The 23,133-nt window shown below is 67.7% G+C and carries 22 protein-coding genes; 16 read left to right on the forward strand and 6 right to left on the reverse strand.

What is annotated here, in order from left to right; translation table 11 throughout:
• Nucleotides 1–138 precede the first annotated feature (138 nt).
• The gene (locus GGR25_RS15745) at nucleotides 139–915 is read left to right on the forward strand and encodes a universal stress protein (protein WP_183399792.1); all 777 of its coding nucleotides are present in this window, start codon (nucleotides 139–141) and stop codon (nucleotides 913–915) included.
• A 12-nt stretch (nucleotides 916–927) separates the two neighbouring features.
• Here GGR25_RS15745 and murJ read toward each other — a convergent pair whose 3' ends face one another.
• Nucleotides 928–2,583, reverse strand: a complete 1,656-nt coding sequence (gene murJ / locus GGR25_RS15750) for a murein biosynthesis integral membrane protein MurJ (RefSeq protein WP_246409842.1) — start codon at nucleotides 2,581–2,583, stop codon at nucleotides 928–930.
• 174 nt (nucleotides 2,584–2,757) lie between these two features.
• On the opposite strand from murJ, the gene GGR25_RS15755 reads away from it, so the two are divergent.
• Nucleotides 2,758–4,494 carry a metallophosphoesterase family protein gene (locus GGR25_RS15755; RefSeq protein ID WP_183399793.1) on the forward strand — a complete coding sequence of 579 codons (1,737 nt, stop codon included), beginning with the start codon at nucleotides 2,758–2,760 and terminating at the stop codon, nucleotides 4,492–4,494.
• 9 nt (nucleotides 4,495–4,503) lie between these two features.
• On the opposite strand, the gene GGR25_RS15760 is transcribed toward GGR25_RS15755, so the two are convergent.
• Nucleotides 4,504–5,529 carry a hydroxyacid dehydrogenase gene (locus GGR25_RS15760; RefSeq protein WP_183399794.1) on the reverse strand — a complete coding sequence of 342 codons (1,026 nt, stop codon included), beginning with the start codon at nucleotides 5,527–5,529 and terminating at the stop codon, nucleotides 4,504–4,506.
• A gap of 210 nt (nucleotides 5,530–5,739) precedes the next feature.
• Here GGR25_RS15760 and GGR25_RS15765 point away from each other — a divergent pair, with 210 nt between their 5' ends.
• A complete protein-coding gene (locus GGR25_RS15765; RefSeq protein WP_183399795.1) occupies nucleotides 5,740–6,186 on the forward strand; it encodes a cupin domain-containing protein in 447 nt (148 codons plus the stop codon).
• Here the strand turns inward: GGR25_RS15765 and GGR25_RS15770 are convergent.
• A complete protein-coding gene (locus GGR25_RS15770) occupies nucleotides 6,156–6,803 on the reverse strand; it encodes an SGNH/GDSL hydrolase family protein (protein ID WP_343068088.1) in 648 nt (215 codons plus the stop codon). The genes GGR25_RS15765 and GGR25_RS15770 overlap by 31 nt on opposite strands.
• 18 nt (nucleotides 6,804–6,821) lie before the next feature.
• Entirely contained in the window at nucleotides 6,822–7,946 is a 1,125-nt protein-coding gene (locus tag GGR25_RS15775) for a mandelate racemase/muconate lactonizing enzyme family protein (RefSeq protein ID WP_210299982.1), read from the reverse strand.
• Nucleotides 7,947–8,325: 379 nt separating this feature from the next.
• Here GGR25_RS15775 and GGR25_RS15780 point away from each other — a divergent pair, with 379 nt between their 5' ends.
• The 13 genes from GGR25_RS15780 (at nucleotide 8,326) to GGR25_RS15840 (ending at nucleotide 20,255) form a co-directional block, all read left to right on the forward strand.
• Nucleotides 8,326–9,528 carry a sugar ABC transporter substrate-binding protein gene (locus GGR25_RS15780; RefSeq protein ID WP_246409844.1) on the forward strand — a complete coding sequence of 401 codons (1,203 nt, stop codon included), beginning with the start codon at nucleotides 8,326–8,328 and terminating at the stop codon, nucleotides 9,526–9,528.
• Nucleotides 9,529–9,618: 90 nt separating this feature from the next.
• Nucleotides 9,619–11,148 (forward strand): sugar ABC transporter ATP-binding protein, encoded by a 1,530-nt coding sequence (locus GGR25_RS15785; protein WP_183399796.1) that lies wholly within the window; start codon nucleotides 9,619–9,621, stop codon nucleotides 11,146–11,148.
• Between the two features lie 10 nt (nucleotides 11,149–11,158).
• Nucleotides 11,159–12,148: an ABC transporter permease gene (locus GGR25_RS15790; RefSeq protein ID WP_183399797.1), complete on the forward strand. Its 990-nt coding sequence runs from the start codon at nucleotides 11,159–11,161 to the stop codon at nucleotides 12,146–12,148.
• A gap of 41 nt (nucleotides 12,149–12,189) precedes the next feature.
• Entirely contained in the window at nucleotides 12,190–12,867 is a 678-nt protein-coding gene (locus GGR25_RS15795; RefSeq protein WP_183399798.1) for an FCD domain-containing protein, read from the forward strand.
• Between the two features lie 35 nt (nucleotides 12,868–12,902).
• Entirely contained in the window at nucleotides 12,903–13,949 is a 1,047-nt protein-coding gene (locus tag GGR25_RS15800; protein WP_183399799.1) for a Gfo/Idh/MocA family oxidoreductase, read from the forward strand.
• Nucleotides 13,950–13,959: 10 nt separating this feature from the next.
• Nucleotides 13,960–14,772: a sugar phosphate isomerase/epimerase family protein gene (locus tag GGR25_RS15805; RefSeq protein WP_183399800.1), complete on the forward strand. Its 813-nt coding sequence runs from the start codon at nucleotides 13,960–13,962 to the stop codon at nucleotides 14,770–14,772.
• Nucleotides 14,769–15,557, forward strand: coding sequence for an SDR family NAD(P)-dependent oxidoreductase (locus GGR25_RS15810; protein WP_183399801.1), 789 nt, complete (start codon nucleotides 14,769–14,771; stop codon nucleotides 15,555–15,557). Before GGR25_RS15805 ends, GGR25_RS15810 begins: the two co-directional genes overlap by 4 nt.
• Nucleotides 15,554–16,339: an acetoacetate decarboxylase family protein gene (locus GGR25_RS15815; RefSeq protein WP_183399802.1), complete on the forward strand. Its 786-nt coding sequence runs from the start codon at nucleotides 15,554–15,556 to the stop codon at nucleotides 16,337–16,339. The genes GGR25_RS15810 and GGR25_RS15815 overlap by 4 nt, the downstream gene beginning before the upstream one ends.
• A gap of 5 nt (nucleotides 16,340–16,344) precedes the next feature.
• Nucleotides 16,345–16,659, forward strand: coding sequence for an L-rhamnose mutarotase (locus GGR25_RS15820; protein ID WP_183399803.1), 315 nt, complete (start codon nucleotides 16,345–16,347; stop codon nucleotides 16,657–16,659).
• Nucleotides 16,659–17,423, forward strand: coding sequence for an SDR family NAD(P)-dependent oxidoreductase (locus GGR25_RS15825; RefSeq protein WP_183399804.1), 765 nt, complete (start codon nucleotides 16,659–16,661; stop codon nucleotides 17,421–17,423). Before GGR25_RS15820 ends, GGR25_RS15825 begins: the two co-directional genes overlap by 1 nt.
• A 9-nt stretch (nucleotides 17,424–17,432) precedes the next feature.
• Nucleotides 17,433–18,203, forward strand: coding sequence for an L-rhamnose 1-dehydrogenase Lra1 (gene lra1, locus GGR25_RS15830; RefSeq protein WP_183399805.1), 771 nt, complete (start codon nucleotides 17,433–17,435; stop codon nucleotides 18,201–18,203).
• 14 nt (nucleotides 18,204–18,217) lie between these two features.
• The gene (rhmD, locus tag GGR25_RS15835) at nucleotides 18,218–19,408 is read left to right on the forward strand and encodes an L-rhamnonate dehydratase (protein ID WP_183399806.1); all 1,191 of its coding nucleotides are present in this window, start codon (nucleotides 18,218–18,220) and stop codon (nucleotides 19,406–19,408) included.
• Nucleotides 19,409–19,739: 331 nt separating this feature from the next.
• A complete protein-coding gene (locus GGR25_RS15840) occupies nucleotides 19,740–20,255 on the forward strand; it encodes an MgtC/SapB family protein (protein WP_210299983.1) in 516 nt (171 codons plus the stop codon).
• On the opposite strand, the gene GGR25_RS15845 is transcribed toward GGR25_RS15840, so the two are convergent.
• Both GGR25_RS15845 and pbpC read right to left on the reverse strand, forming a co-directional pair.
• The gene (locus GGR25_RS15845; protein ID WP_183399807.1) at nucleotides 20,227–20,832 is read right to left on the reverse strand and encodes a DUF1345 domain-containing protein; all 606 of its coding nucleotides are present in this window, start codon (nucleotides 20,830–20,832) and stop codon (nucleotides 20,227–20,229) included. The two genes, GGR25_RS15840 and GGR25_RS15845, sit on opposite strands and share 29 nt — an antisense overlap.
• Before the next feature lie 72 nt (nucleotides 20,833–20,904).
• Nucleotides 20,905–23,133: a penicillin-binding protein 1C gene (gene pbpC / locus GGR25_RS15850; RefSeq protein WP_246409848.1), complete on the reverse strand. Its 2,229-nt coding sequence runs from the start codon at nucleotides 23,131–23,133 to the stop codon at nucleotides 20,905–20,907.

Consider the following 23,133-nt stretch of genomic DNA (forward strand, 5'->3'; position numbering starts at 1 on the left):
GGCCTCCCGGCGCACCTTCCCTAAAGTTGTGCTGGGAGGAACGGGCACCGGCACTGATGCGCCCAGCGCAAGGCGTGCATGACCCGTCCGCCGGCCGCAAGGTGCCGGCATCAACGCTTCAGACCGGGGGTTGAAAGCATGTCCATCAAGTCGCTTCTCGTCAGCATCGATGCGTCCGAGACAGGCCGCGAAAGGCTGGACTATGCGCTTGCGCTCGCGGAGCGGCATCGCGCGTACCTCCTCGGCTACTATGTGTCGCCCACCGTCGCGACCTCGATCGAGGGCTCGCCGGAGGAGATCGCCGAGGCTCTGCATCAGGACTTCATTCGCCAGCTGGAAGTGCGCGGGCTCGATGGCGCCTGGGTGCTCGGGGAGCATCCGCTGGCTGCCGATATTGCCGAGCAGATCCGCTATGTCGATCTCGCGCTGATCGGGCTCGGCTCGCCCGACGATATCGGGCCCGAGCCGCAGGGCTTCCAGGTGGCCGATATTGTGCGCGAGGCTGGGCGCCCGATCCTCGGCCTGCCGATCAGCCGGCTGACGCCGCCGCCGTTCCGCAGCGTGATCATCGCCTGGGACGGCAGCGCCGGCGCTGCGCGCGCCGTGCATGAGGCTCTGCCGCTGCTTTCATCCGCGGCGGAGATCCGGGTCGTCTCGCTCGGCGCGGAAGGTCCGGCCAAGGGCGGGCGTCTCGTTGCCGCGCTGGCGCGCCACGGGCTGGCCGCCACGGTCGACACGACACCATCGGTCGAGGCCGATATCGGTTCCGAACTGCTGCAGCGCGCGGCCCTCTATGAGGCCGATCTCGTGGTCGCCGGCGCCTATGGGCATGCGAAGCTCGGCGAGGACCTGTTCGGCGGGCCGAGCAACGCCCTGCTGCACCAGATGCTGGTGCCCGTTCTCGTCTCGCACTGAGACGGCGGCGCCTCAGGCCCGTCGCCGTCTCAGGCGGCGGGTGATCATTCCGGCGAGATCCACGAGTTCCCGGACGCCGAAGAGGCGCGCGGCGGTCGCATAGATTGCGATGCCGACGCCGCAGAGCACGATGCCGCGCGTGAAGAGCGCGACGAAGCCGACGCCGGGGACGAGCGGCACCAGCACGGCGCGCAGCGCCAGGCCGGCCGCGATCGCGATCGCCGCGGCGGCCGCGAGGCGCAGCGCTGCGGAGAGCATGCCCGGCACGCCGGCGAGGCTCGTGCCGCGGCTCGCCGCCTCGCGATCGAAGCGGCGGCGCTGCGACCAGCCGAGCAGGAACACATAGACGAGGATGGCGACGGAGCTGGCGACTGCGAGGCCGTCCGCGCCGAAATGCATCCGCAGTACGACATAGAGCGGGATCATCGCGATGGTGATCGTGGTGCCGACCAACGTCGGCAGCCAGGTGCTGCCGAGCGCATAGAAGCCGCGGCTGATCACGGTCTGCGCCGCCCAGCCGCCGAGGCCGAGCGACAGGAGAACGAGCACGGACGCCGTCTCCTGCGCATCGGCGACCGAGAAGCGGCTGCCGAACAGGCCCCAGATCGCATAGACCGCCTCGAAGCCGGCAACGGTCAGGCAGACCTGCGCGCCGAGGATGGCGACCAGCATCAGACGCACGGCGCGGGCGAGCACGCGATAGGCCTCGACCACGTCGCCGGCCGCCACCATGCGCGAGACGGTCGGATAGGAGGCGACGCCGGCTGCCATGCCGAACACGCCGATCGGCACCTTCATCAGCGTGCGGCCATACTGGAGATAGGACAGCGCGCCGGCGGCGAGATAGGAGGCCTGGTTCTTCACGATCCATTCGTCGACGACGACGATGGAGAAGCCGATCATGATCGGCAGCGACAGGACGAGGTAGCGGCGGAGGTCCTCGTTTCTGAGCGAGAACACCGGATACCAGCGCATGCGCGTGCGGATGCAGCCATAGAGCGGCAGCGCGAACGGGCCGAGGATCGAGCCCGCGAGGACGCCCCAGGCGAAGCCTTCCGCACCGAGTTCCGGATGGTAGGCGCCGAAGAGGCCGCCGGCGATGATCGCGCCGGAATAGACGAGCGGGGCAAGCGCCGGCAGGGCATGCCGGTCCTGCGCCATCAGCGCGGCCGAGAGCAGGCCGCCGAGAACATGGAAGAACTGGGCCGGCAGGATGATGCGCATCAGCCGCACCAGCGTCGCCACCTCGTCGGGATCGGTGAAGCCGGGCGCGACGATCGCCGCCAGCGGGTGCGCGAACACCATCATCGCCGCGATGCCGGCGACGCCGACGATCAGGATGAAATTGGCGATGACGCTGAAGGCTTCCCAGCCGCGCCGGTCCTCGCCGGCCTGCAGATATTTGAGGAAGATCGGGATGAAGACGATCGAGAGGGCGCCGGCCGCGAGCAGGTAGTTCAGGAAGTCGGGCAGCGTGAACGACGCGAAATAGAGATCCGCCTGGCGGCTGGCGCCGAGCGTGCGGCCGATGATCTGCTCGCGCACCAGGCCCATGATGCGCGACAGGAAGATCGAGGTGCCCCAGATCAGCGAGGCGATGCCGACCGTGCGGGCCGTGCTGGGGGGCTTGGGTTGCGCGGGGGCGGGGCTCGGCGGCGAATCGGCCAAGGGGCAACCTCATCAGGAAGAGACACGAGCGGCGGCTCGCCGGTATGCGCCGAACGCGGCGCGGCGCGCAAGTCCCCGGCGCAGGGTGCGACGCGGCCGCGCGGCGATCCCGGTTCTTCTGTTCAAGCTCGTGCGCAGCCTCTAGTTTCGCGCATGGAAATGCGGAGACTGGACATGCGGCCGATCGTCGATCCACGCGGCGGGGATATCGAGGACGATGCGTCCAGCACCAAGAGCCGGACGCTCATCTCGCTGGCGGGCAGCCTCCTGGCCGAGATCAGCTTCCCGAAGCTCGTCGTCGCCTGGACGATCCTGATCGGCCTGCCCGTCCTCGTGCTCGGCCTCGCTCCGTTCCTCGCTTCGATCTGGCTGCAGTCGCTCTCGGCCCAGGCCTTCACGCTGTTCACCGGCCTCGGGCCGCCGCTCATCCTCATCGTGCTCGGCGCGATCGGCTGGTGGGGCGGGCGGCGACTGTGGCGGCTGATCGAGACGAATTTCTGGTCGCTGAACGCGCTCGCCGTGCAGCCCGGTTATGCACTCGTGCGCGAATTGCTGCGCCATCTCGCCGAGAAGCTGATGCCGGCCGGCACGCCGCAGGCGCGGCGCGATCTTGTCCGCGCGCTCTGCGCCGCCCTGGCGGGGCTGATCGTCTGCGTGGTTTCGGTCGCGCTTGCGCGCCTCGCCTGGCCCTATGCGCGCTGGACCGGATCGCTCGCCGATCTCGGTCTGCCGATGCATCTGGTCGTCGTCGCCATCTGCAATTCCGTCGTCATCATCTCGGCCTATGTCGCCGTGGCAGCCGTCACCTGGGGCCTCGCCGATGCGCTGATGCCGCAGCCGCGCGATCTCCCGACCTTCGCGTCCGGGGACGATTCGGCGCGCACCTGGCGGGTCGCGCATCTTTCGGACATCCACATCGTCGGCGAGCGCTACGGCTTTCGCATCGAAAGCGGGCGCGCCGGGCCGCGCGGCAATGAACGCATGCGGCGCGCGCTCGCGATACTCGAACGCGTCCACCATGAGCGGCCCATCGACGTAGTGCTCGTCTCCGGTGACCTAACAGATGCCGGACGTTCTTCGGAATGGGCGGAGTTCTTCGACATCATCGGGGCCCATCCCACGCTCGCCGCCCGCATGGTGGCGATCCCCGGCAATCACGATCTGAACATCGTCGATCGTGCCAATCCGGCGCGGCTCGACCTGCCGACCAGCCCGTATCGCCGCATGCGGCAGCTTCGCGCTCTCTCCGCCTTCGCGCTCCTGCAAGGCGACCGGGTCCGCCTCGTCGATCCCGCCAAGGGGATCGGCCCGACGCTTGCCGAGGCGGTCGAGTCCCATCGTGTCCAGATAGCTGATTTCGCCGACAGGGGCGGGTTCAAGCTGCTGCGCCCGCTTGAGGATTTGTGGACCAGTGCGTTTCCGATGGTCCTACCGCCGAGCGAGCCGGGTGGCCTCGGCCTCGTGCTGATGAACTCGAATGCCGAGGCGCATTTCTCCTTCACCAATGCGCTCGGCCTCGTCTCGCGCGACCAGACCAAGGCGGTCGAGCGCGTCCTGGCCGACTATCCCGATGCCGGCTGGGCGCTGGTGCTGCACCACCACGTCGTCGAATATCCGCGCGCGGCGAAGAGCCTTTCGGAGCGCGTCGGCACGGCGCTTGCCAATGGCACATGGTTCATCCGCCGCATGCGCCGCCTCGCCGGCCATGCCGTCATCCTGCATGGCCACCGCCATGTCGACTGGATCGGGCGCTGCGGCGACCTCCAGATCGTCTCGGCGCCGTCGCCGGTCATGGATGTGACCGACGCCGACGACAGCTATTTCTACATCCAGAACTTCCAGGTCGGGCCCAGGGGGCGTATCGACCTCCTCGCGCCGGACCGGATCGATGTGGCGGGGGCGGCGGACTGAGCCTCCGCCTCAGGTGATGTCGACCGGCTTGGAGCGCAGGCGGCTCGCAACAGCGGGATCCGCCCGGCGGCAGAGCTGCGGCGGCAGGCCGTGCATGATCAGCTCCGCGTCGGCCACCGCCATGGAGCCGATGGCGAAGAGCGCGTCGGTCGTGCCGCCGGTGCGGTGCGCCGAGAGGATGACGTTGGGCAGGCTGCGGACCGGATCATCCGCCGGCACGGGCTCGACCGGGAAGACGTCGATGGCCGCGCGGATATGGCCGGAGCGAATGGCGTCCAGCATGGCCGGGAAATCGACCACCGCGGCGCGGCTCATCAGCAGGAAGGCCGTGTCGGGCTGCATCAGCGCGAATTCGCGCGGCCCCAGGAAGCCCTGGTTCTCGCTGGTGACGCCGGCGAAGACGAAGATGACCTTGGACGTCGACAGCACCTCGTCGAGGCTGGCCGGCTCGCAGTCATGGCGGCGGATGATCTCGTCGGGCAGCCAGGGATCATAGACGGCGACGCGGTTCTTGAACGGGCGGATGAGATCGCGGAGGTTCCTGCCGAGATCGCCGAAGCCGATCAGCCCAACCGGCGCGCCCATCAGGCGGAAGGTCCGCGTATTGGCGTCGAGCCCGTATTTCTCGTGGCCGGCGCGGAAATCGCGGTCGGCCTCCGTGATGCCGCGGGCGAGGTCGATCGCCATACCGAGCGCGGCTTCCGCCACCGGCGCGGCAAAGGCGGAGCCCGGCGACAGGACGGGAATGTTCCGCTCCTGGCACGCCTGGTAGTCGACATTGGGCAGGAAATTGGTCTCGACGTTGAAGATCGCCTTCAGCTTCGGCGCCCGGTCGAGACGCGCGCGCGGCATGGCCGTCTGGCCGAACAGGAGCACCGTCTCCGGCAGCAGGCGGTCGACCTCCGCGTCGCTCATCGGCCGGTCCTCGGACAGGACGACCTTGCCGAGCTTGTCGAGCCGCGCCCGCACGGCGGGCTCCATGATCAGATCCAGCGTGCGCGGCAGCGGATCGACCAGAATGATCGGGTCGCTCATTGTTTCCTCCCCGTTTTATCGTTGGGTCGAGCCTAGACCATCGGACCGAGAAGGGGAATCCGGTTTCCGTTCAATCCGATGCGATAACAAGGAGATAGATCGCCGTAGATCCGGAAGGGCGCTTGGGGAAAGCGTTGCTACGTCGAGCCTGCCGCGATGCAGGGCATGGGCCTTGCTTGGGCCTTCGTCCCGACCGCAGGAGCCCGAGCCATGAGCCAGCCGTTCGAGACGAAGTCGCTTTCCGATGAGCCGGACCATCTGGCTCCGGACGGATCCGAGATCCGCGTCCTGGTGTCCACCGGCAAGGCGGGCCTTGCCCATATTCGCCTCGCCCCCGGTGCGGTGACGATCGCGGTGGCCCACCGGACGATCGACGAACTCTGGTACGTCCTGGCGGGGCAGGGCCGTATCTGGCGTCGGATGGGCGAGCAGGAGTCGATCGTCGACGTCGGGCCGGGCGATTCGATCTCACTCCCGCTCGGTACCGCATTTCAGTTCCGCGCCGAGGGCGACGAGCCTTTCGAGGCGGTGACCGCGACGACCCCGCCTGGCCGGGCAGCGACGAGGCCTTTCCGGTCCGGGGCATCTGGACGGCGACGTTTTGAGCCGCGTCGCGCCCAGCCGGCTCAGCCCTTGGCGAGAATGCTGCGCACCTGATCGGCGAGTGCCTTGCCCAGCGTCGCGTGCGCGTCGGCTTCGAGGTGGATGCCATCATTGTCGCTGGAGCTGATCACGCTGCCCGCGTCGAAGAAATGCACGCCCTTTTCGCGCGCATTGATCGCGATCTCGGCAGCGAGATGGCGCGATTTCTCCGTCCCGCCCGTGAACATCTCCTCGAACCAGGAGAGCTTGGCGAAGGGCGCCGGCGCGACGAGCAGGACCTCCGGCGCCGTGCCGTTCGGTCCGAAGGGGGATCTCAGCGCGATCTCGGCGAGCTTCCCCATGCCGAAGCCGACATCGACCGGCTGCATCGCGAAGCGCGCCTTCAGATCGTTGGTGCCGAGCATGATGATGACGAGGTCGAGCGGCTGGTGCGATTCGAGCGCGACGATGAGATGGGCGGTGCCGCTCTTGTGGTAACCCTCGACCGGGTCCTCGATGCAGGTGGTGCGGCCGTTGAGGCCCTCCTCGATCACGGTATGGCCCGCGCCGAGATGGGCGCGCAGCACGCCGGGCCAGCGCACATCGGCGGCAAAGCGGCCGAAATCGCCACGCCGCGGCTGGGGCGTCGCGCCCCAGGTGTTGCTGTCGCCATAGCAGAGAATGGTGCTCACGATATCCTCCCGCGGGCCTCAGCCCACCCTGTATTTCTCGATCGCCGAGGCGATCGGCTCCGCCCCGTGGCCCGGCCGGTTCGGCGCGTGCACGACGCCGTTTTCATGCCAGAACGGCTCCTCGACAAGCTCGAATTGCATTGGCCCCGGCAAGGGCTTCAGTTCGAACAGGATGGCGGAGGGTGCGGCGAGCGAGAGATGCAGGCTCGCGGCGGTGAGCACGGCGCTCGACCAGGCATGCGCGTTCACGGTCTTGCCCGCGGCCTCGATCGCGGCGGCCGAGCGGCGAAAGCCCGTCACGCCTTCGACGCGGGCCGGATCGATGCCGAAGACGTCGATCGCGCCAGTCGCGAGCCAGCGGCGATAGCCGGCCTCGTTCCACTCGCGCTCGCCGGCCGCGACCGGAGTTGAAACGGCCTTCTTGAGCGCGGCATGGTCCTCGACCCGGGCTGGCAGGAAGGGCTCCTCGATCCAGGCGATCCCGGATTCCTCCATCCGCTTCACCGTGCGGATCGCCGTCTCGAGATCCCATTTCGTGCCGTTGCCGGCGTCGACCATGATGCCGGCCTCGGGGCCGATCGCCGAGCGCAGCGCCGCGACCAGCGCGACGTCATAGTCGGGATCGCGGCCGGCCCTGGAGAGGCCGCGCTTGCCGAGCCCGAGCTTGGTCGATTGGAAGCCGGCCTCGATATGGCCGGCGATCTCGCGGACCGAATCCGCGATCGTCGCCTGGTTGACGTGCAGGCTGGCGCAGGCGGGCAGGCTCTCATGCGCCGCGCCGCCGAGATACTCGACCAGCGGCTTGCCGGCGTCCTTGGCGGCAATGTCCCAGATCGCCATGTCGAGCGCTGAAATCGCGAGCGCGGCGATGCCGCCCTCGCCGTACCACCAGGTGTGATCCTTCATCGCCTGCCAGCAGGCGAGCGTCTCGCGCGGGTCGCGGCCCATGAGCAGCGGCGCCAGACCGTCCTCGATCAGCACCACGCTCGCGCGGCAGGCCTCGGGCCACATGGCGATCGCTTCGCCCCAGCCGTGAATCCCGGCGTCGGTCTCGACGCGCACCAGCACGGTCATGCGTTCATGATTGAAATCATTGGGCTCCGGCCACTTCAGCACGTGGCAGGCAACCCCCGAAATCCGCATCGCAATCCTCCCAGGCCAGGCGCTCCGACCGCATGTCGGTTTTTTGCCCGAGCCATATTGGCAAGCTAGGCGACGACCATTATGGTGGTCAACGCACATAATTGGTCAGTCCAATTCTCAGGGTGATCGGATATGTGGGGGAGAGGGGCGCCGGTGGCCGCGAGGAGGTGGCTGGGGCGTCGGGGGAGGATTGAAGCCTAGCCCGAAGGTGTCTTGGTCATTCGCGCCCGGCCGTGCCACGGCCCGCCGCATCGGTGTCCACGCCCGACTGCCCGCATGGAACCGCCACGTCGCCGGCCCGAGGCTGAGTGACCCGGCGGGGATGAGTTTTCGCTTCCGGATCGAGGGGTCCGGTTCGCATTTCGAGGGAGGAGTTACAATGAAAGTGGACAAGCCCGGCATGAAGCGGATCGGCCTTCGCGCCGCCGCGACCACCGCCATGGCGCTGATGGCCGGCGTGGCCTTCGCGGAAGACTTCCACGGCTTCGATCCGGAGAAGTTCGACGGCGCGATGCTGTCGGCCGACCAGCTCAAGGCCATGGTCGCCGACGCGTCCGCCGCCCATAAGCCGAACAACGGCACCGGCCTCGTCATCGGCTTCGCCAATCTGACGCGCGACGTCTCGTTCACGCTGAAGGTCGAGGACGGCATCCTCGCCAATGGCAAGGAAGCCGGCGTCGACGTCGTCGTCACCGACAACCATCTCGACGGCGCGACCGCGCTCGCCAATGCCGAGAGCTTCCTGCAGCGCCAGGTCGACTATGTGATCGAGTTCCAGACCGACGCCAATTTCGGCGCCACGATCATGCAGAAGATGAACGACGCCAACACCAAGGTGACGGCGATCGACATTCCGATGCCGGGCGCGACCTTCTTCGGCGCCAACAATCCGCGTTCGGGCTTCATGGGCGGCGCCTATCTCGGCCAGGCCGCGCTGAAGAAGTTCGGCGCCGACAAGACCAAGACCGGCTATCTCGTCATCGGCGAGCTGCCGCAGTCAGGCGCGATCCCGGCGATGCGTACCGGCGGCCAGGTTGCCGGCTTCCTCGCCGCGGTCGACGGCTTCCCGGCCGACCACGTCATCAAGATCGATTCGAAGAACACGCTCGAAGAGAGCTTCACGCAGATGAACAACGTGCTTGGCCGCATCCCGGCCGGCGCCCCCATCTTCGTGACGGCGATCAACGACCAGTCGGCGACGGGCATGCTGCGCGCCGTCAAGCAGGCCGGCCGCGAGGGTGACCTGATCGTCGTCGGCATGGGCGCCGACGAGATCCAGACGATGATGGACGAGCCGACCTTCGTCGCCTCGGTGGGCTACTTCCCCGAGCGCTACGGCAATTACCTGATCCCGCTCGCGCTGATGCAGCTCGCCGGCAAGACGACGCCGGACACCGTCCTGGTCAACCATGTCATGGTCACCAAGGACAATGTCTGCAAGTACTACGAGAAGTTCCCCTGTACGAGCGGCAAGGACCCGATCACCTTCGAATTCCCGCAGGAGAAGTTCGCGGCGCACCTCGCGGAGATCCGCCAGTCGCCGGAGCTCAAGGGCTTCGAGAACCTGATCCCGACGAACTGATCGGCTGACGACGGACGGCGGAGGGCTCTTGCCTCTCCGTCGTCCTCTCTCCGCCCAGCATGCAGCATCGATATCCCGGATAGCACCTCGATGACGTCCGCCAACACACCGCGTCTCACCATGAAGGGCATCGGCAAGTCCTTCGGCGGCGTGCCGGTGCTCTCCAATGTCGATTTCACCGTCGCGCCCGGCGAGGTCGTGGCGCTGCTCGGCTCGAACGGCGCCGGCAAGTCGACGCTGATGAAAATCCTGACCGGGCTTTATACCCGCGATGGCGGCACGATCGCGATCGACGGGCGCGAGGTGACCTTCGCCTCGCCGGCCGAGGCGGTCGCCGTCGGCGTGCGCCTGCTGCCGCAGGAAATCTCGATCATGCCGGACATGACGGTGGCCGAGAACATCTTCGTCGGCGACCTGCCGATGAAGCGCAGCCTCGGTTTCCTCACCGTCGATGACGGCGCCATGCGCCGCCGCTCGCGCGAACTGCTCGATCAGCTCGGCTTCGGCTCGATCGATCCGGACACGCCGATGAAGCGCCTTGCCGTGGCCGAGCAGCGGATCGTCGAGATCGCCCGCGCGCTCGCTGGCCAGGCCCGCATCCTGATCATGGACGAGCCGACCGCCGCGCTCACCGAGCAGGAAGCGCATCTGATCTTCAAGATCATCCGCCGCCTCAAGGAGCAGCAGGTCTCGGTCGTCTATATCTCGCACTATCTCTCGGAGGTGTTCGAGATCTCCGACCAGATCGTGGTGCTGCGCGACGGCAAGAATGCGGGCACCTTTGCGACGGCCGCCACGCGGCAGTCCGAAGTCCTCTCCGCGATGCTCGGCAACACGGTCGACGACCTCTATGCGGTCGGCGGTGGTGTCGCGCCGGGCGCGGACGTGCTCGGCGTCGAGAAGCTCTCCATTCCCGGCAAGCTCAGCGAGATCGACTTCTCGATCCGCGCCGGCGAGATCCTCGGCATATTCGGCCTCGTCGGCTCGGGCGTCGAGGTGCTCGGCCGCGCGCTCTATGGCGCGCTCGGCCCGCTCAAGGACGGCAACGTCAAGCTGGCCGGCAAGACCTACCGCCCGTTGTCGCCGCGCGCCGGCAAGCTCGCGGGCATCGGCTTCGTCGCCGCCGAGCGTAAGAAGGAAGGCATCATCGCCGACCTCACCGTGCGCGAGAACATGGCGCTCACCTTCCAGGAGCGCTACGAGCGCGGCCTCTTCGTCTCCGAGGCCGCCGAGACCGCCAATGCGAACAACTGGATCAGCGCGCTCGGCATCCGCACGCGCGGGCCGGAGCAGAAGATCCGCACGCTCTCCGGCGGCAACCAGCAGAAGGTCTGCATCGCGCGCTGGCTCGTCGACGGCGTCCAGCTCCTCATCCTGGAGGAGCCGACCCGCGGCGTCGATGTCGGCGCGCGCAAGGAAATCTATGGCAAGCTCCGCGAGCTCGCCGATCGCGGCTTCGCCGTGCTCGTTCTCTCCTCGGATGTCGAGGAGGTCGCCGGGCTCAGTGACCGCACGCTCGTGCTCGATCGCGGCCGCGTCGTCGGCCGTTTCGCGCGCGGCGCGAGCCCGGCCGAGCTGATGGCCGCCACCAGTGATGACCCCGCCTTTTCCGCCGCCTGAGGAAACGAAGATGGCCGCCGTGACTACCGTGAATTCCGCCAATCGCCGCCGTATGACCAGCCTGCTCGGGAAGCCCTGGTCCGGCGTCGCGGTCCTGCTCGTCTTCTATATCGCGCTGATCATCGTCTTCTCGGTGCTGTCGCCCTTCTTCCTGTCCGTGCGCAACATGTTGTCGATCGGGCAGAACATCGCCTTTGTCGGCCTGATGGCGGCGGCGGGGACGCCGCTGATCATCGCGGGCGGTCTCGACCTTTCCGTCGCGGCGATCGCGGGGCTGACGGGCGTCGCGATCTCGATCCTGCAGGGCGCCGGCCTCGATATCTGGGTCGCGGTGGCGCTGTCGCTGGTGATTGCGGCCGGCGTCGGCATCGTCAACGGCCTGTTCACGACGCGCCTCCGCCTCAACCCGCTGATCGTCACGCTCGGCATGATGAGCATCGTCTCCGGCCTGTCGCTGGTGCTGACGGGCGGCCTGACGCGGCCAATGATGTTCCCGACCTTCAACTGGGTCGGCCAGGGCCGCGTCGGCGGCATCCCGATCCCGCTCGTCATCATGGCCGTGACCTTCGTGGCGCTCTGGGTGGTGCTGACGCGGACCCGCTTCGGCCGCTTCGTCTACGCCTCCGGCGGCAATGCCGAGGCGGCGCGGCTGATCGGCATCCCGGTCGACCGCACGATCATCGTGCTCTACGTGATTTCCGCGCTGTCGGGCGCCGTTGCCGGCATCATCCTCTGCGCCATGCTCGGTGCGGCGGCGCCGACTTCGGCCGGGCAATATCTGCTCACCGTCATCGCGGCCATCATTCTCGGCGGCACGAGCCTCAATGGCGGCCGCGGCTCGGTCTGGGGCACGCTGCTCGCCATCCTGATCCTCGGCACGCTCAATAACGGCCTGACGCTGCTCAACGTCTCCTCGTTCTGGCAGGATGTGACGCGCGGCGTCGTGCTCATGCTGGCCGTCAGCCTCGACCAGATCCGTACACGGGCGCTCGGCGACTGATGACCCTCTCCGGAGACTTCGCACCCATCGAACGGAGTTCCGTGGCCGAGAAGGTCGCGAAGCACCTGCTCGACCTGGTGCGCTCCAAGAATCTGAAGCCGGGCGACCAGCTGCCACCCGAGCGCGAACTGGCGGCCATGATGCAGGTCAGCCGGCCGAGCGTGCGCGAGGCGCTGCGCGGCCTGCAGATCCTGGGCGTGCTCAAGGTGAAGCAGGGCGGCGGCATCTATGTCTCCTCGCTCGATGCATCGGACCTCCTCGCGCCGCTGCAGTTCCTGATCACGCTCAACATCGAGAATGTCGATGCGCTCTACGAGGCGCGGCTGATCATCGATGCGCGGATCGGCCGTCTGGCCGCGGCGCGGATTCCCGATGCGGATATCGAGCGGCTCAAGAACCTGCTGGTGGTGCAGAAGGACCTGATCACCGATCCGCTCGGCTTCCGCGTCGCCGATTCCGAGTTTCATCGGGTCATCATGGAATCGACGAAGAATCCGTTTCTCGTCCAGATCTCCTCGTCGCTCTATGTGCTCGGCATGGAATATCGCCGCCTCGCCGCGGAGACGCCGGGGGTCACGCGCCAGTCCTTCGCCGATCATCAGGTGATCGTCGCCGCGCTGGAGGCCCGCGACGAGGACGCCGCCGGCAAGGCGATGGAAGTGCACATGACGAACGTGCATCGCTCGACGCTCGAGGCGATGGCGCGGGCGAAGGAATAGACCGCGCAGGCGGCGAAGCGGGAGGAGTGAGAGACGTGACGAGGAAGGCGCGTATCGGCGTGATCGGGGCCGGCTGGTGGGCGGTCGCCAACCATCTGCCGCTGCTGAAGGCCAATCCGGATTGCGAGATCGTCGCGGTCAACCGGCTCGGTGCCGAGGAGCTTGCGGCCGTGGCCCGCGAATTCGGCGTGGCCGCCGCGTTCGAGGATTATCGCGCGATGCTGGACACCGTCCCGATGGACGGCGTGATCATCGCCTCGCCGCATGTCAATCATCACGAGCATGCGCTGGCTGCGCTGGCCAAGGGCCTGCATGTCCTGGTCGAGAAGCCGCTCGCGACCACGGCCGCCGATGCCCGCGACATCGTCGCGGCGGCGAACGCGGCCGGGCGCGAGGTCGTCGTTCCTTATGGCTGGAACTTCAAGCGATTCACGGACAGGGCACATGAACTGGTCGCGTCCGGCGCGATCGGCACGGTCGAGCATGTGAAGCTCGAAATGGCCTCGGCGCTCGAGGATCTGATGGCCGGTCGGCCGATGAAGGAGACCGAGGGCGCCTTCTTCCGCCCGCCGGCCTCGACCTGGGCCGATCCCAAGCGTGCCGGCGGCTATGGCTGGGGCCAGCTCGTGCATGCGCTCGGGCTCCTGTTCCGTATCGCCGATCTCGCGCCGGAAGCCGTCTTCGCGCAGTTCGGTCGGTCGCCTTCTGGCGTCGATTATTACGACGCCGCCGTCGTGCGTTTCGCGAACGGCGCCACCGGCGCGCTGTCGGGCTCCTCCACCGTGCCGAAGCATCGCTCCGTCTATATCGAGCTGCGCCTCTTCGGCAGCGAGGGCATGCTGCTGCTCGATATCGAGCGCCAGCGGCTCGAGGTCTGGCGGCGCGACGGCAATGACACGGTCGTCGAGATGGCGCCGGGCGAGGGCGGCTATGCCTGCGTCGAGCCGGTGGAGACCTTCGTCGACATCTGCCGCGGTGCGCCCTACGTCAACCGCGCGCCGGGGCTCGTCGGCCAGCGCGCCGTCGAGGTGCTGGACGCCATGTATCGCTCCGCGGTGAGCGGGCAGCTCGAGAAAGTGTAGGGGAGGGGGAATGGAACTCTCGCTGACGTCCTGGTCGCTGCCAGCCTGTTCGCTGGACGAGGCGGCGGGAATCGCGAAGGTGCTCGGCATCGGCGCGCTGGATTTGGGCTATTTCTTCGGGCCGGCGCTCGACAAGGCGGCGCTGCTCGCCGAGCCGGAGCGGGTTGCGGAGCGCGTGCTCGGTCTCGGCATCGATCTGCCGAACCTCTATCACCTGTTCGGAGACAGCCTTTCCGATCGCAATCTCGCCGATCGGCGCAATATCGAGCGGAACCTCGCCGATTTCCGGCAGGTCGCGCGCTTCTGCGCCGCCGCCTCGATCCCGACCGTGTTCGTGCTGCCGGGCGTGGTCAATGCGGGCCAGAGCCGGCGCGACGCCTTCGCCCAATCGGCCGAAAGCCTCGCGCGGCTGCTGCCGATCGCCGAGGAGGCCGGCGTCACGCTCACCATCGAGCCGCACGTCCATTCCTATCTCGAAAGCCCGGCACTGGTGCTCGATCTGCTCGATCAGGTGCCCGGGCTGAAGCTGACGCTCGACTATGCCCATTTCACCTGTCTCGGCTGGCGGCAGGACGAGATCGACGTGCTCGCGCCCTATGCCGCCCATGTGCATCTGCGCCAATCCAAGATCGGCGAACTGCAGACCAAGCTCGACAAGGGGACGATCAACATCGCCGCCGAGCTCGGCGTCCTGCGCGCCAGCGGCTATGACGGCCGTCTCTCCATCGAATACACGTTCCAGGACTACATGAACTCGCTCTACGACGACATTCTGACCGAGACGATCCGCATGCGCGATCTGGTGCGGAGCTGGCAGGCATGAGCGAGAAACCCGTCGCCATCATCACCGGCGGTGCCGGCGGCATCGGCCGCGCGATCGCCGAGCGCCTTGCCGCGGACGGCTATTTCCCGATCGTCGCAGACCGGAACGAGGCGGAGGCGGTCGCCGTTGCCGGGCCGCTCGGCGGCGCCGGTCTCGGCGTCGATATCACCGAGGAGGCCTCGGTCGAGCAGGGCTTTGCCGGCGTCCTCGAACGTCATGGCCGCATCGACGTGCTGGTCAATTGCGCCGGCATCCATCTACAGAAGCTTGTCTCGGAAACCAGCGTCGACGAATGGGACCGCATCCAGCGGGTCAATTCGCGCGGCACCTTCCTCACCTGCCGCGCCGTCACCAAGCCGATGATGCGCGCCGAGCGCGGCCGGATCGTCAACATCGCGACGCGGCTCGGCTTCGGGAACCCCTATTCGAGCGCCTATATCGCCTCGAAGAATGCCGTCTGGGGCCTCACGCAGTGCCTCGCGGTCGAACTCGCCTCCTATGGCATCACGGTCAACGCCGTGGCGCCCGGCCATGTCGGTCCGGGTACGGGCATGGAGGCGCAGTTCCGCGACAAGGCGAAGAAGCTCGGCCTGACCTGGGAAGCCTTCGAGGCGCAGGTGCTGAAGACCATTCCCGTCGGCCGCTGGTGTCGCCCGGCCGATGTCGCCGCCGCGGTCTCCTATGTCGTCTCGCCGGAGGCCTCCTTTGTCACCGGCGAGCTCATCAATGTGACCGGCGGCTTCGTCGGCTACGGCATCGCCCCGCCCAAGGAGCCGGTTACATGAGCAAGGATTTGCGCCGCGGCGGGCTCGATCGCCTGACGGAGGAGGACATTCTCCGAGGCGGTTTCTCGACGCCCTGGGATGCGCCGACCATCCCGCATTTCCCGTTCACCTTCCGCGACATCGAGGTGCTGACGCTCGTCTGGCGGACCACCGAGGCCGCTGTCGCGCGCCTCCTGCCGCCCCCGCTCGTGCCGACCAGCGATGTGGTGCTCGCCCATATCTACAAGATGAACGACACGGAATGGCTCGGTCCCTATGGCGAGTCGAACGTGTCGATCGGCTGCCGCCTGCCGGGAACGGAGCTTGCCGGCTCCTATTCGCCGTATCTCTTCCTCTCCTCCGAAGTCGGCGTCAGCCATGGCCGCGAGATCCACGGCCAGCCGAAGAAGCTCGGGCATCCCAAGCTCGAGCATCGCGGCGATCTGGTCGTCGGCACGGTCGAGCGCAACGGCATCGACATCCTGACCGGGACGATGGCCTATAAGCAGCGCCGCGACAGCCTCGACAGCCTGAAGGCGCATTTCGATTTCGCCGAGAACATCAATCTCAAAGCCGTCGACCATATCGACGGCCGGCCGGCGATCCGCCAGCTGACGGCGCGGCGGCTCTCCGACGTCGTCGTGCATGAATGCTGGGGCGGGCCGTGCACGGTCGAGCTTCGGCCCAATGCGCAGGCGCCGGTGCACCGGCTGCCGGTGATCGACATGCTCGACGGCGTCCATTGGCGCGCCGATTTCACGCTCGTGCCCGGCCGGATCGTGCACGACTATCTCGCAAGGTGAGGACGATGGGACATTACGCCTGGATTCTCGAGATCCGCCCCGGATACGAGGAAGAGTACAAGAAGCGCCATGACGAGATCTGGCCCGAGATGGTCGCGGCGCTGACCGCCGCCGGCATCCGCAACTACAACATCTTCAAGCACGGCCTGACGCTGTTCGGCTATTTCGAGACCGACGATTTCGCGAAGACCGCGGCGATCCTGGCCGAGGATCCGGTCAACAAGCGCTGGGGCGAGTGGATGGCGCCGATCATGCGCGTCGAGATCGACAGCCGCACGAACTTCCCCTTCCTGCTTCCCCTGCAATGGCGGATGGACTGATGGCCAAGCCGCTTGAAGGTGAAATCGCCATCGTCACCGGCGGCGCGCGCGGCATCGGTGCCGCGACCGCCGTGGCGCTGGCCGAGGCCGGCGCCCGCGTCATCGTGACGGCGCGCAAGGTCGCCGACGCGGAGAAGGTTGCCGAGCAGATCGAGGGCGGCGTCTCGCTCGCCTGCGATGTCTCCGACCCCTTCGCGATCGAAGCGCTGGTGAAGGAAGTCGAGCGCCGCCTGTCGCCGCCGACGATCCTGATCAACAATGCCGGTCTGATCGGACCGATCGGCAGGCTCGACACGGTCGATCCGCTCGCCTTCGCGGCCAATATCAATGCGACGCTCACGGGCGCCGCGCTGATGGCGCGGGCCGTGCTGCCGGGCATGCTGGCGAAGGGGCGCGGTACGATCGTCAACCTCTCCTCAGGCGCCGCGCATCGTCCGCTCGAGGGCTGGACCGCCTATTGCGCGGCCAAGGCCGGTCTCGCCATGGTGACGCGCTCGATCGCGCTCGAATATGGCGAGGCCGGCATCCGCGTCTTCGGCTTCGCGCCCGGCGTGGTCGATACGGGCATGCAGGTCGAGATCCGCGCCTCGGGTATCAATCCGGTGAGCCAGCTGCCGCGCGAGAGCCTCGCCGATGCGGCCGTCCCCGCCAGGGTGATCGCATTCCTGTGCGGCGCCGGGGCCGATGCCTTTGCCGGCAAGGAACTCGACATCCGCGACGCGGAACTGCGCGCCGCCGCCGGATTGCCGCCGATCGAGGGGTAGGAGGGCGTCATGCTGCTTGAGGGGAAGGTTGCGATCGTCACGGGCGCCTCGCGCGGCATCGGCCGGGCGACGGCTGTGGAGCTCGCGCGCCACGGCGCGTCGGTGGTGCTGAACCAGTTCGCCGCGGCCGATGGCGGCTCCGCCGCCGGCGAGGAAGCGTACGCCGAGGTGCGCGCGGTCGGTGGCGAGGCGGTGCTGGTCGATGGCGACGTGGCCGATCCCGCGACGGGCGAGCGTCTGGTCGAGGCGGCCGTCGCCCATTTCGGCCGGCTCGACATACACGTCTCCAATGCCGGCATCTGCCCGTTCCACGCCTTTCTCGACATGCCGGTCGACCTCTTCCGCAAGGTCGTAGACGTCAATCTCGAGGGCGCCTATTTCACGACCCAGGCGGCCGCCCGCCAGATGGTGAAACAGGGCGAGGGCGGGGCGATCGTCGCCGTCTCATCGATCAGCGCGCTGGTCGGCGGCGGCATGCAGACGCATTACACGCCGACCAAGGCGGGCGTGCATTCGCTGATGCAGTCCGTCGCCATCGCGCTCGGGCCGCATGGCATACGCTGCAATTCGGTCATGCCCGGCGCGATCCTCACCGATATCAATCGCGACGATCTCACGCCCGACAAGCTCGACCATTTCGGCCAGCGCATTCCGCTTGGCCGCATCGGCGAGCCCGTCGACGTCGCGCGCTGCGTCGTCTTCCTCGCCTCGGGCCTCGCCGGCTATGTGACCGGCGCCTCGCTGCTTGTCGATGGCGGCATGTTCGTGAATCTCCAGTAAGGATAGCCCAGACCATGCGCCGCGACCGGATCGTCGACGTCCGTGCCTATACCATCGATGCCCAGGGTGCGGGTGGCGATTACCACGCCCGCGAGAAGGGGCATTGGCTGATCGACACGCTGATCTCCAATCCGATGTCTGGCTATGCCGAGTACAAGGCCTCGCGCACCAGCTGGGGCATTGCGGTGCTCGGCTCGATCCTGGTCGAGATCGAGACCGAAGGCGGCGTCGTCGGCGTTGCCACCGGGCTCGGCGGCCCGCCGGCCTGCTTCATGATCGAGAAGCATTTCCGCCGTTTCCTCGTCGGCTCCGACATTCACGACATCAACCGGATGTGGGACCAGATGTATCGGGCCTCGATGCCTTATGGCCGCAAGGGCATCACGCTCGCCGCCATCTCGGTCGTCGATCTCGCGCTCTGGGATGCGCTCGGCCATGTCCGCGACGAGCCGGTCTACGCCATGATCGGCGGCAAGGCGCGCGAGCAATTGTCGCTCTATTGCACCGGCCCGCGGCCCGATATCGCCAAGGAGATGGGCTTTTGGGGCGGCAAGGTTCCGCTGCCGCACGGCCCTTCGGATGGCAAGGCCGGTCTCAGGGCGAACTATGAGTTTCTCGCCCATCATCGCCAGCGCATCGGCCCGGATTTCCCGCTGATGGTCGATTGCTACATGTCGCTCGATGTCGGCTATGCGGTCGATCTCGCCGAGGCGCTCCGGCCGCTCGCCATCCACTGGATCGAGGAGCCGCTGCATCCCGACGATGTCGAGGGTCATCGCATCCTGAAGCAGCGCGTGCCGTGGATGAAGTGGACGACCGGCGAGCATGAATATTCGCGCTATGGCTTCCGCCAGTTGATCGAGGGCCGCGCCATCGACATCCTGCAGCCCGACGTGATGTGGATGGGCGGGCTCACCGAGGCGCTGCGCGTCTCGGCCATGGCGGCGGCCTATGACATCCCCGTCGTGCCGCACGCCTCCGGGGCCTATTCCTATCATTTCGTCATTTCGCAGCCGCATATCCCCTTCTGCGAATATGTGAACATGAGCCCCTATGGCGAGGAGGTCCTGCCCGTCTTCGGCGGCCTCTTCGACGGCGACGACGTGCCGGAGAACGGCAGGATCGGCGTCTCCGACCGCCCCGGCTTCGGCCTGACGCTGCGGCGCGAGACGATCACCCTGACGCGGCCCTTCGCGGAGGGGTAGTCGCATTCGGCTCTCGCAGGCTCTGCTGCGAGACGGCAGTTCACCGGCGCCGCCCCATGCTCCGCCGTCATCCCGTGCTTGACACGGGATCCATGCAGCCGAGGCGCAAGACGAAGAGACGCTTCAGGCTGGATGGATCCCGGCTTCCGCCGGGATGACGGCAAATTGGAGAGCGGCCGGAGCACTCAATCGCGGCCACATACCTCCTCTCGCACAGGAACGTACTTCCGGAGCGGGCGCAGCGACGCCGGCCGCGTTCGCCAACCGGCACCGATAGCATTCGCCATCATTTCGGAGCAGAATCCATGCTTCGCCCACTGAGGGAGAGGCCTTGATCACCTCCGTCATCATCGACCAGGCGCTGCGGCTCGGTCTCGCGACACTGTGCGGTTTCCTGATCGGCATCAATCGCGATGCGCGCGAGAAGACGGCCGGCATGCGGACGCTGGCGCTGGTGGCGCTCGGCGCGGCCCTCGTGACGATGACGGCGATTTCCGTCCCCGAATTCGCCGGCCATCCGGATTCGCTCAGTCGTGCGCTGCAGGGCGCGATCCAGGGCGTCCTCGCCGGCATCGGCTTCATCGGCGCCGGCGCGATCCTGCGGCGGGGCAAGCATGAGGAGATGGTCCGCGGCGTGACGACGGCGGCGACGGTCTGGATGGCGGCGACGCTCGGCATCGCCTGCGGCCTCGCCAACTGGTCTCTGGTCGTGATCGCGCTGGTGCTCGTCTTCGTCATCCTGATGGTGGCGAAGCCGATCGAGATGTGGATCATCGCGCGCTTCGGCGAAGCCCCGGCCGGGGAGGCCGGTGCGCCGCCTACTGGACCAGAGTCGCCGCCACATTGACGGCCAGCGCCAGCAAGACCGTATTGAAGACGAAGGACGCGATGCCGTGGAACAGCACGACCCTGCGAAAACCGGTCGAGCGGAGGTTCACGTCGGCGGTCTGCGCGGTCGATCCGATGACGAACGAGAAATACATGAATTCGAGGATGCCGGGCTCGGGCGTATCGAGAAATTCGAGACCGCCGGCATCCGACGGCTTGCCGCCGGTCTTGCCCGAGGGCGCGTAGTAGAGCCGCGCATAGTGATAGGCGAACAGCATGTGCAGCACCGCCCAGCCGAGCGGGATGCTGGCGATCGCCAGCATCATGTGAAGCGTCGAAGGGTTGGCGTCCTTGCCGAGCAGGCTGAACATCGAGCTGAAGGAGAAGCCGATCGCCACCACAGTCAGTCCGACGATGACGATGATGCCTTCATCCTCGTTGCGCGCCCGGTTGCGCAGCTTGGCGAGGGTGGAGCGTGAGGCCATGAAGATCATGGAGCCGAGATAAGCGACGAAAAACACGTCGCCGGCCGCGATCGCGGCGATCTCGCGCGAGAAGACGCGGATCACGGCAAAGGCGATCAGCCCCGCCGCCACGGCAATGAAGAAGCGGGAATGCTGCGTCCAGTAATGGCGGAGGAAGGAAATCGGCGTGGCTCCTGTCGGGGCCTATTCGACGAACACCGTCACCCGATCGGAACGGCCGGCCGAATCGACCACCGACAGCGTAACAAATCCTGGCCCGTCCGGTTCCCAGCTTTCGGACCGCGCGAAGGGCGTCTGCGCGATCGGGGCGCCATTGGCGAACCATGTGAAGGGCGGCTTGCCGTTGCGGATCTTGATGACGAGCGGCGCCGGGTCGCCGGCCTTGATGCCGAGATCGACTTGGACGCCGTCCGGCGGGAAGGCGATCTCGGGATTGTCGGGCGCCTTGCCGGCGAACATGCCGGGGCGGCGGAAATGTTTCAGCGGCGCGGGCAGGTCGCCATTCGACGCGATCAGCGCGCCGGCCGGCGCGGCGCGCAGCGGTGCGCGGCTGCCGCCGAGCCGGTCGAAGGCTTCGAACAGGATCGGCGCCGCCGTTCCGATGCCGGAAAGGCCCGGAACCGGTGCGCCATCGGCCCGGCCGGCCCAGACGCCGATCACGGTGCGGCCGTCGAAGCCGATCGACCAGGCGTCGCGATAGCCATAGGACGTGCCGGTCTTGTAGGCGATGCGGCCTGCCGCGCCGATGGTCGGCGGCGGCACGTCGGCAAGGATGTCGGCGACATACCAGGCTGCGAGCGGCTCCAGCATCGGCGCGCCTTCGCCAGTCGGCGCGCCCGGCGCCTCGGTGCCGTCATGCAGCGTGACGGGGCGTCCGCCCCGGGCGAGCGCGGCATAGACGCTGACGAGGTCGTCGAGCGTGATGCCGACGCCGCCGAGGCCGATGGCAAGGCCCGGCGCGGAGAGATCCGGCAGCTTCGGATTGGCCGCCGCGCGCTTCAGCCGAGCGACCAGCCGCGCCGGGCCGACCGCGTCGAGCACCTGCACGGCGGGGACATTGAGCGATTCCGTCAGCGCATCGTGGATCGTGACCGTGCCGCGATAGAACCCGTCGAAATTGACCGGGGCATAGCCGCCGAACGCCGTCGGCCGGTCCTCGATCAGGCTTTGCGGATGGGCGATGCCCTGCTCGAAGGCGAGGCCGTAGATGAGCGGCTTCAGCGTTGACCCGGGCGAGCGAATCGCGCGTGTCATGTCGACGAAGCCATTGCGGGCGCCGTCCATGAAATCGGCCGAGCCCACCGAGGCGAGGATCTCGCCCGTCAGATGATCGGCGACGACGATCGCCACCGAGGCCTTGGGGCCGATGGCACCGGCGCGGGCGACGGCCAGCTGTTCGAGCTTTCCCTGCAGCCGGCCATCGAGCGTCAGGCGGATGACAGGTTCGCTCGGATGGCTCTTGCGGGCGGCATCGCCGAGATGGGCGGCCAGCATGGGGAAGACCTTGCGCGCGGCCGGCACGCGCTCCGTCTTCGCCGATACGGCCGTCTCCGCGTCGAGCATCCCGGCCGAAACCAGGCGATCGAGCACGCGATTGCGCGCGGCCTCGGCCGCCTGCGGATTGCGGTCCGGGCGCCGCGCCTCCGGCGCCTGCGGCAGCGCGACGAGCAGGGCGGATTCGGCGACGGTCAGGCGGCGCGGCTCCTTGCCGAAATAGGCGAGTGACGCCGCGCGCACGCCTTCGAGATTGCCGCCATAGGGCGCGAGCTGGAGATAGAGATCGAGGATCGCGTCCTTGCCGAGACGGTCCTCAATCGCTCCAGCGAACACGACCTGGCGCAGCTTTTCCGGAAAGCCGCGCGTCGGCGCGCCCTCGAGCAGGCGTGCCACCTGCATGGTCAGCGTCGAACCGCCCGAGACGATATGGCCTGTCCGGGCGATCTGGCCGGCGGCGCGGGCGAGCGCCCGCCAGTCGACGCCGTGATGCTCGGCGAAGCGGCGGTCCTCATAGGCCTTCAGCATGGCGATGAAGGTCGGATCGACCTCTGCGAGCGTCACGGGAAGGCGCCAGCGCCCATCGGCGATCGTATAGGGCCGCAGCAGGTCGCCCTTGCGATCGACGATGATGGTCGAGGTCGCGACCTCCGCCGGTTGGGGGACGGCCGGCAGGGTTGCGCGCATGTCGTGCACGGCGCCGGAGAGGCCGGCATAGCCGAACCAGGCGAGCGTGGCGACGGCGAGGCCGGCGATAGCGAGACGGCGCGGCCACCGTCCTTCTCCTCCCCCCTTGTGGGGGAGGTCGGGAGCGGGGAGTGCCGGGGAAGCGAGCGTCGCATCTGGAGAGGGCGGAAGACTACCCCCCTCTCCAGCTCTCCCCCACAAGGGGGGAGAGGGCTCGTCGGAGCGCGTCAT

Origin of the sequence: Kaistia hirudinis (assembly GCF_014196455.1) — a bacterium.
GTDB classification, from domain to species: Bacteria; Pseudomonadota; Alphaproteobacteria; order Rhizobiales; family Kaistiaceae; genus Kaistia; species Kaistia hirudinis.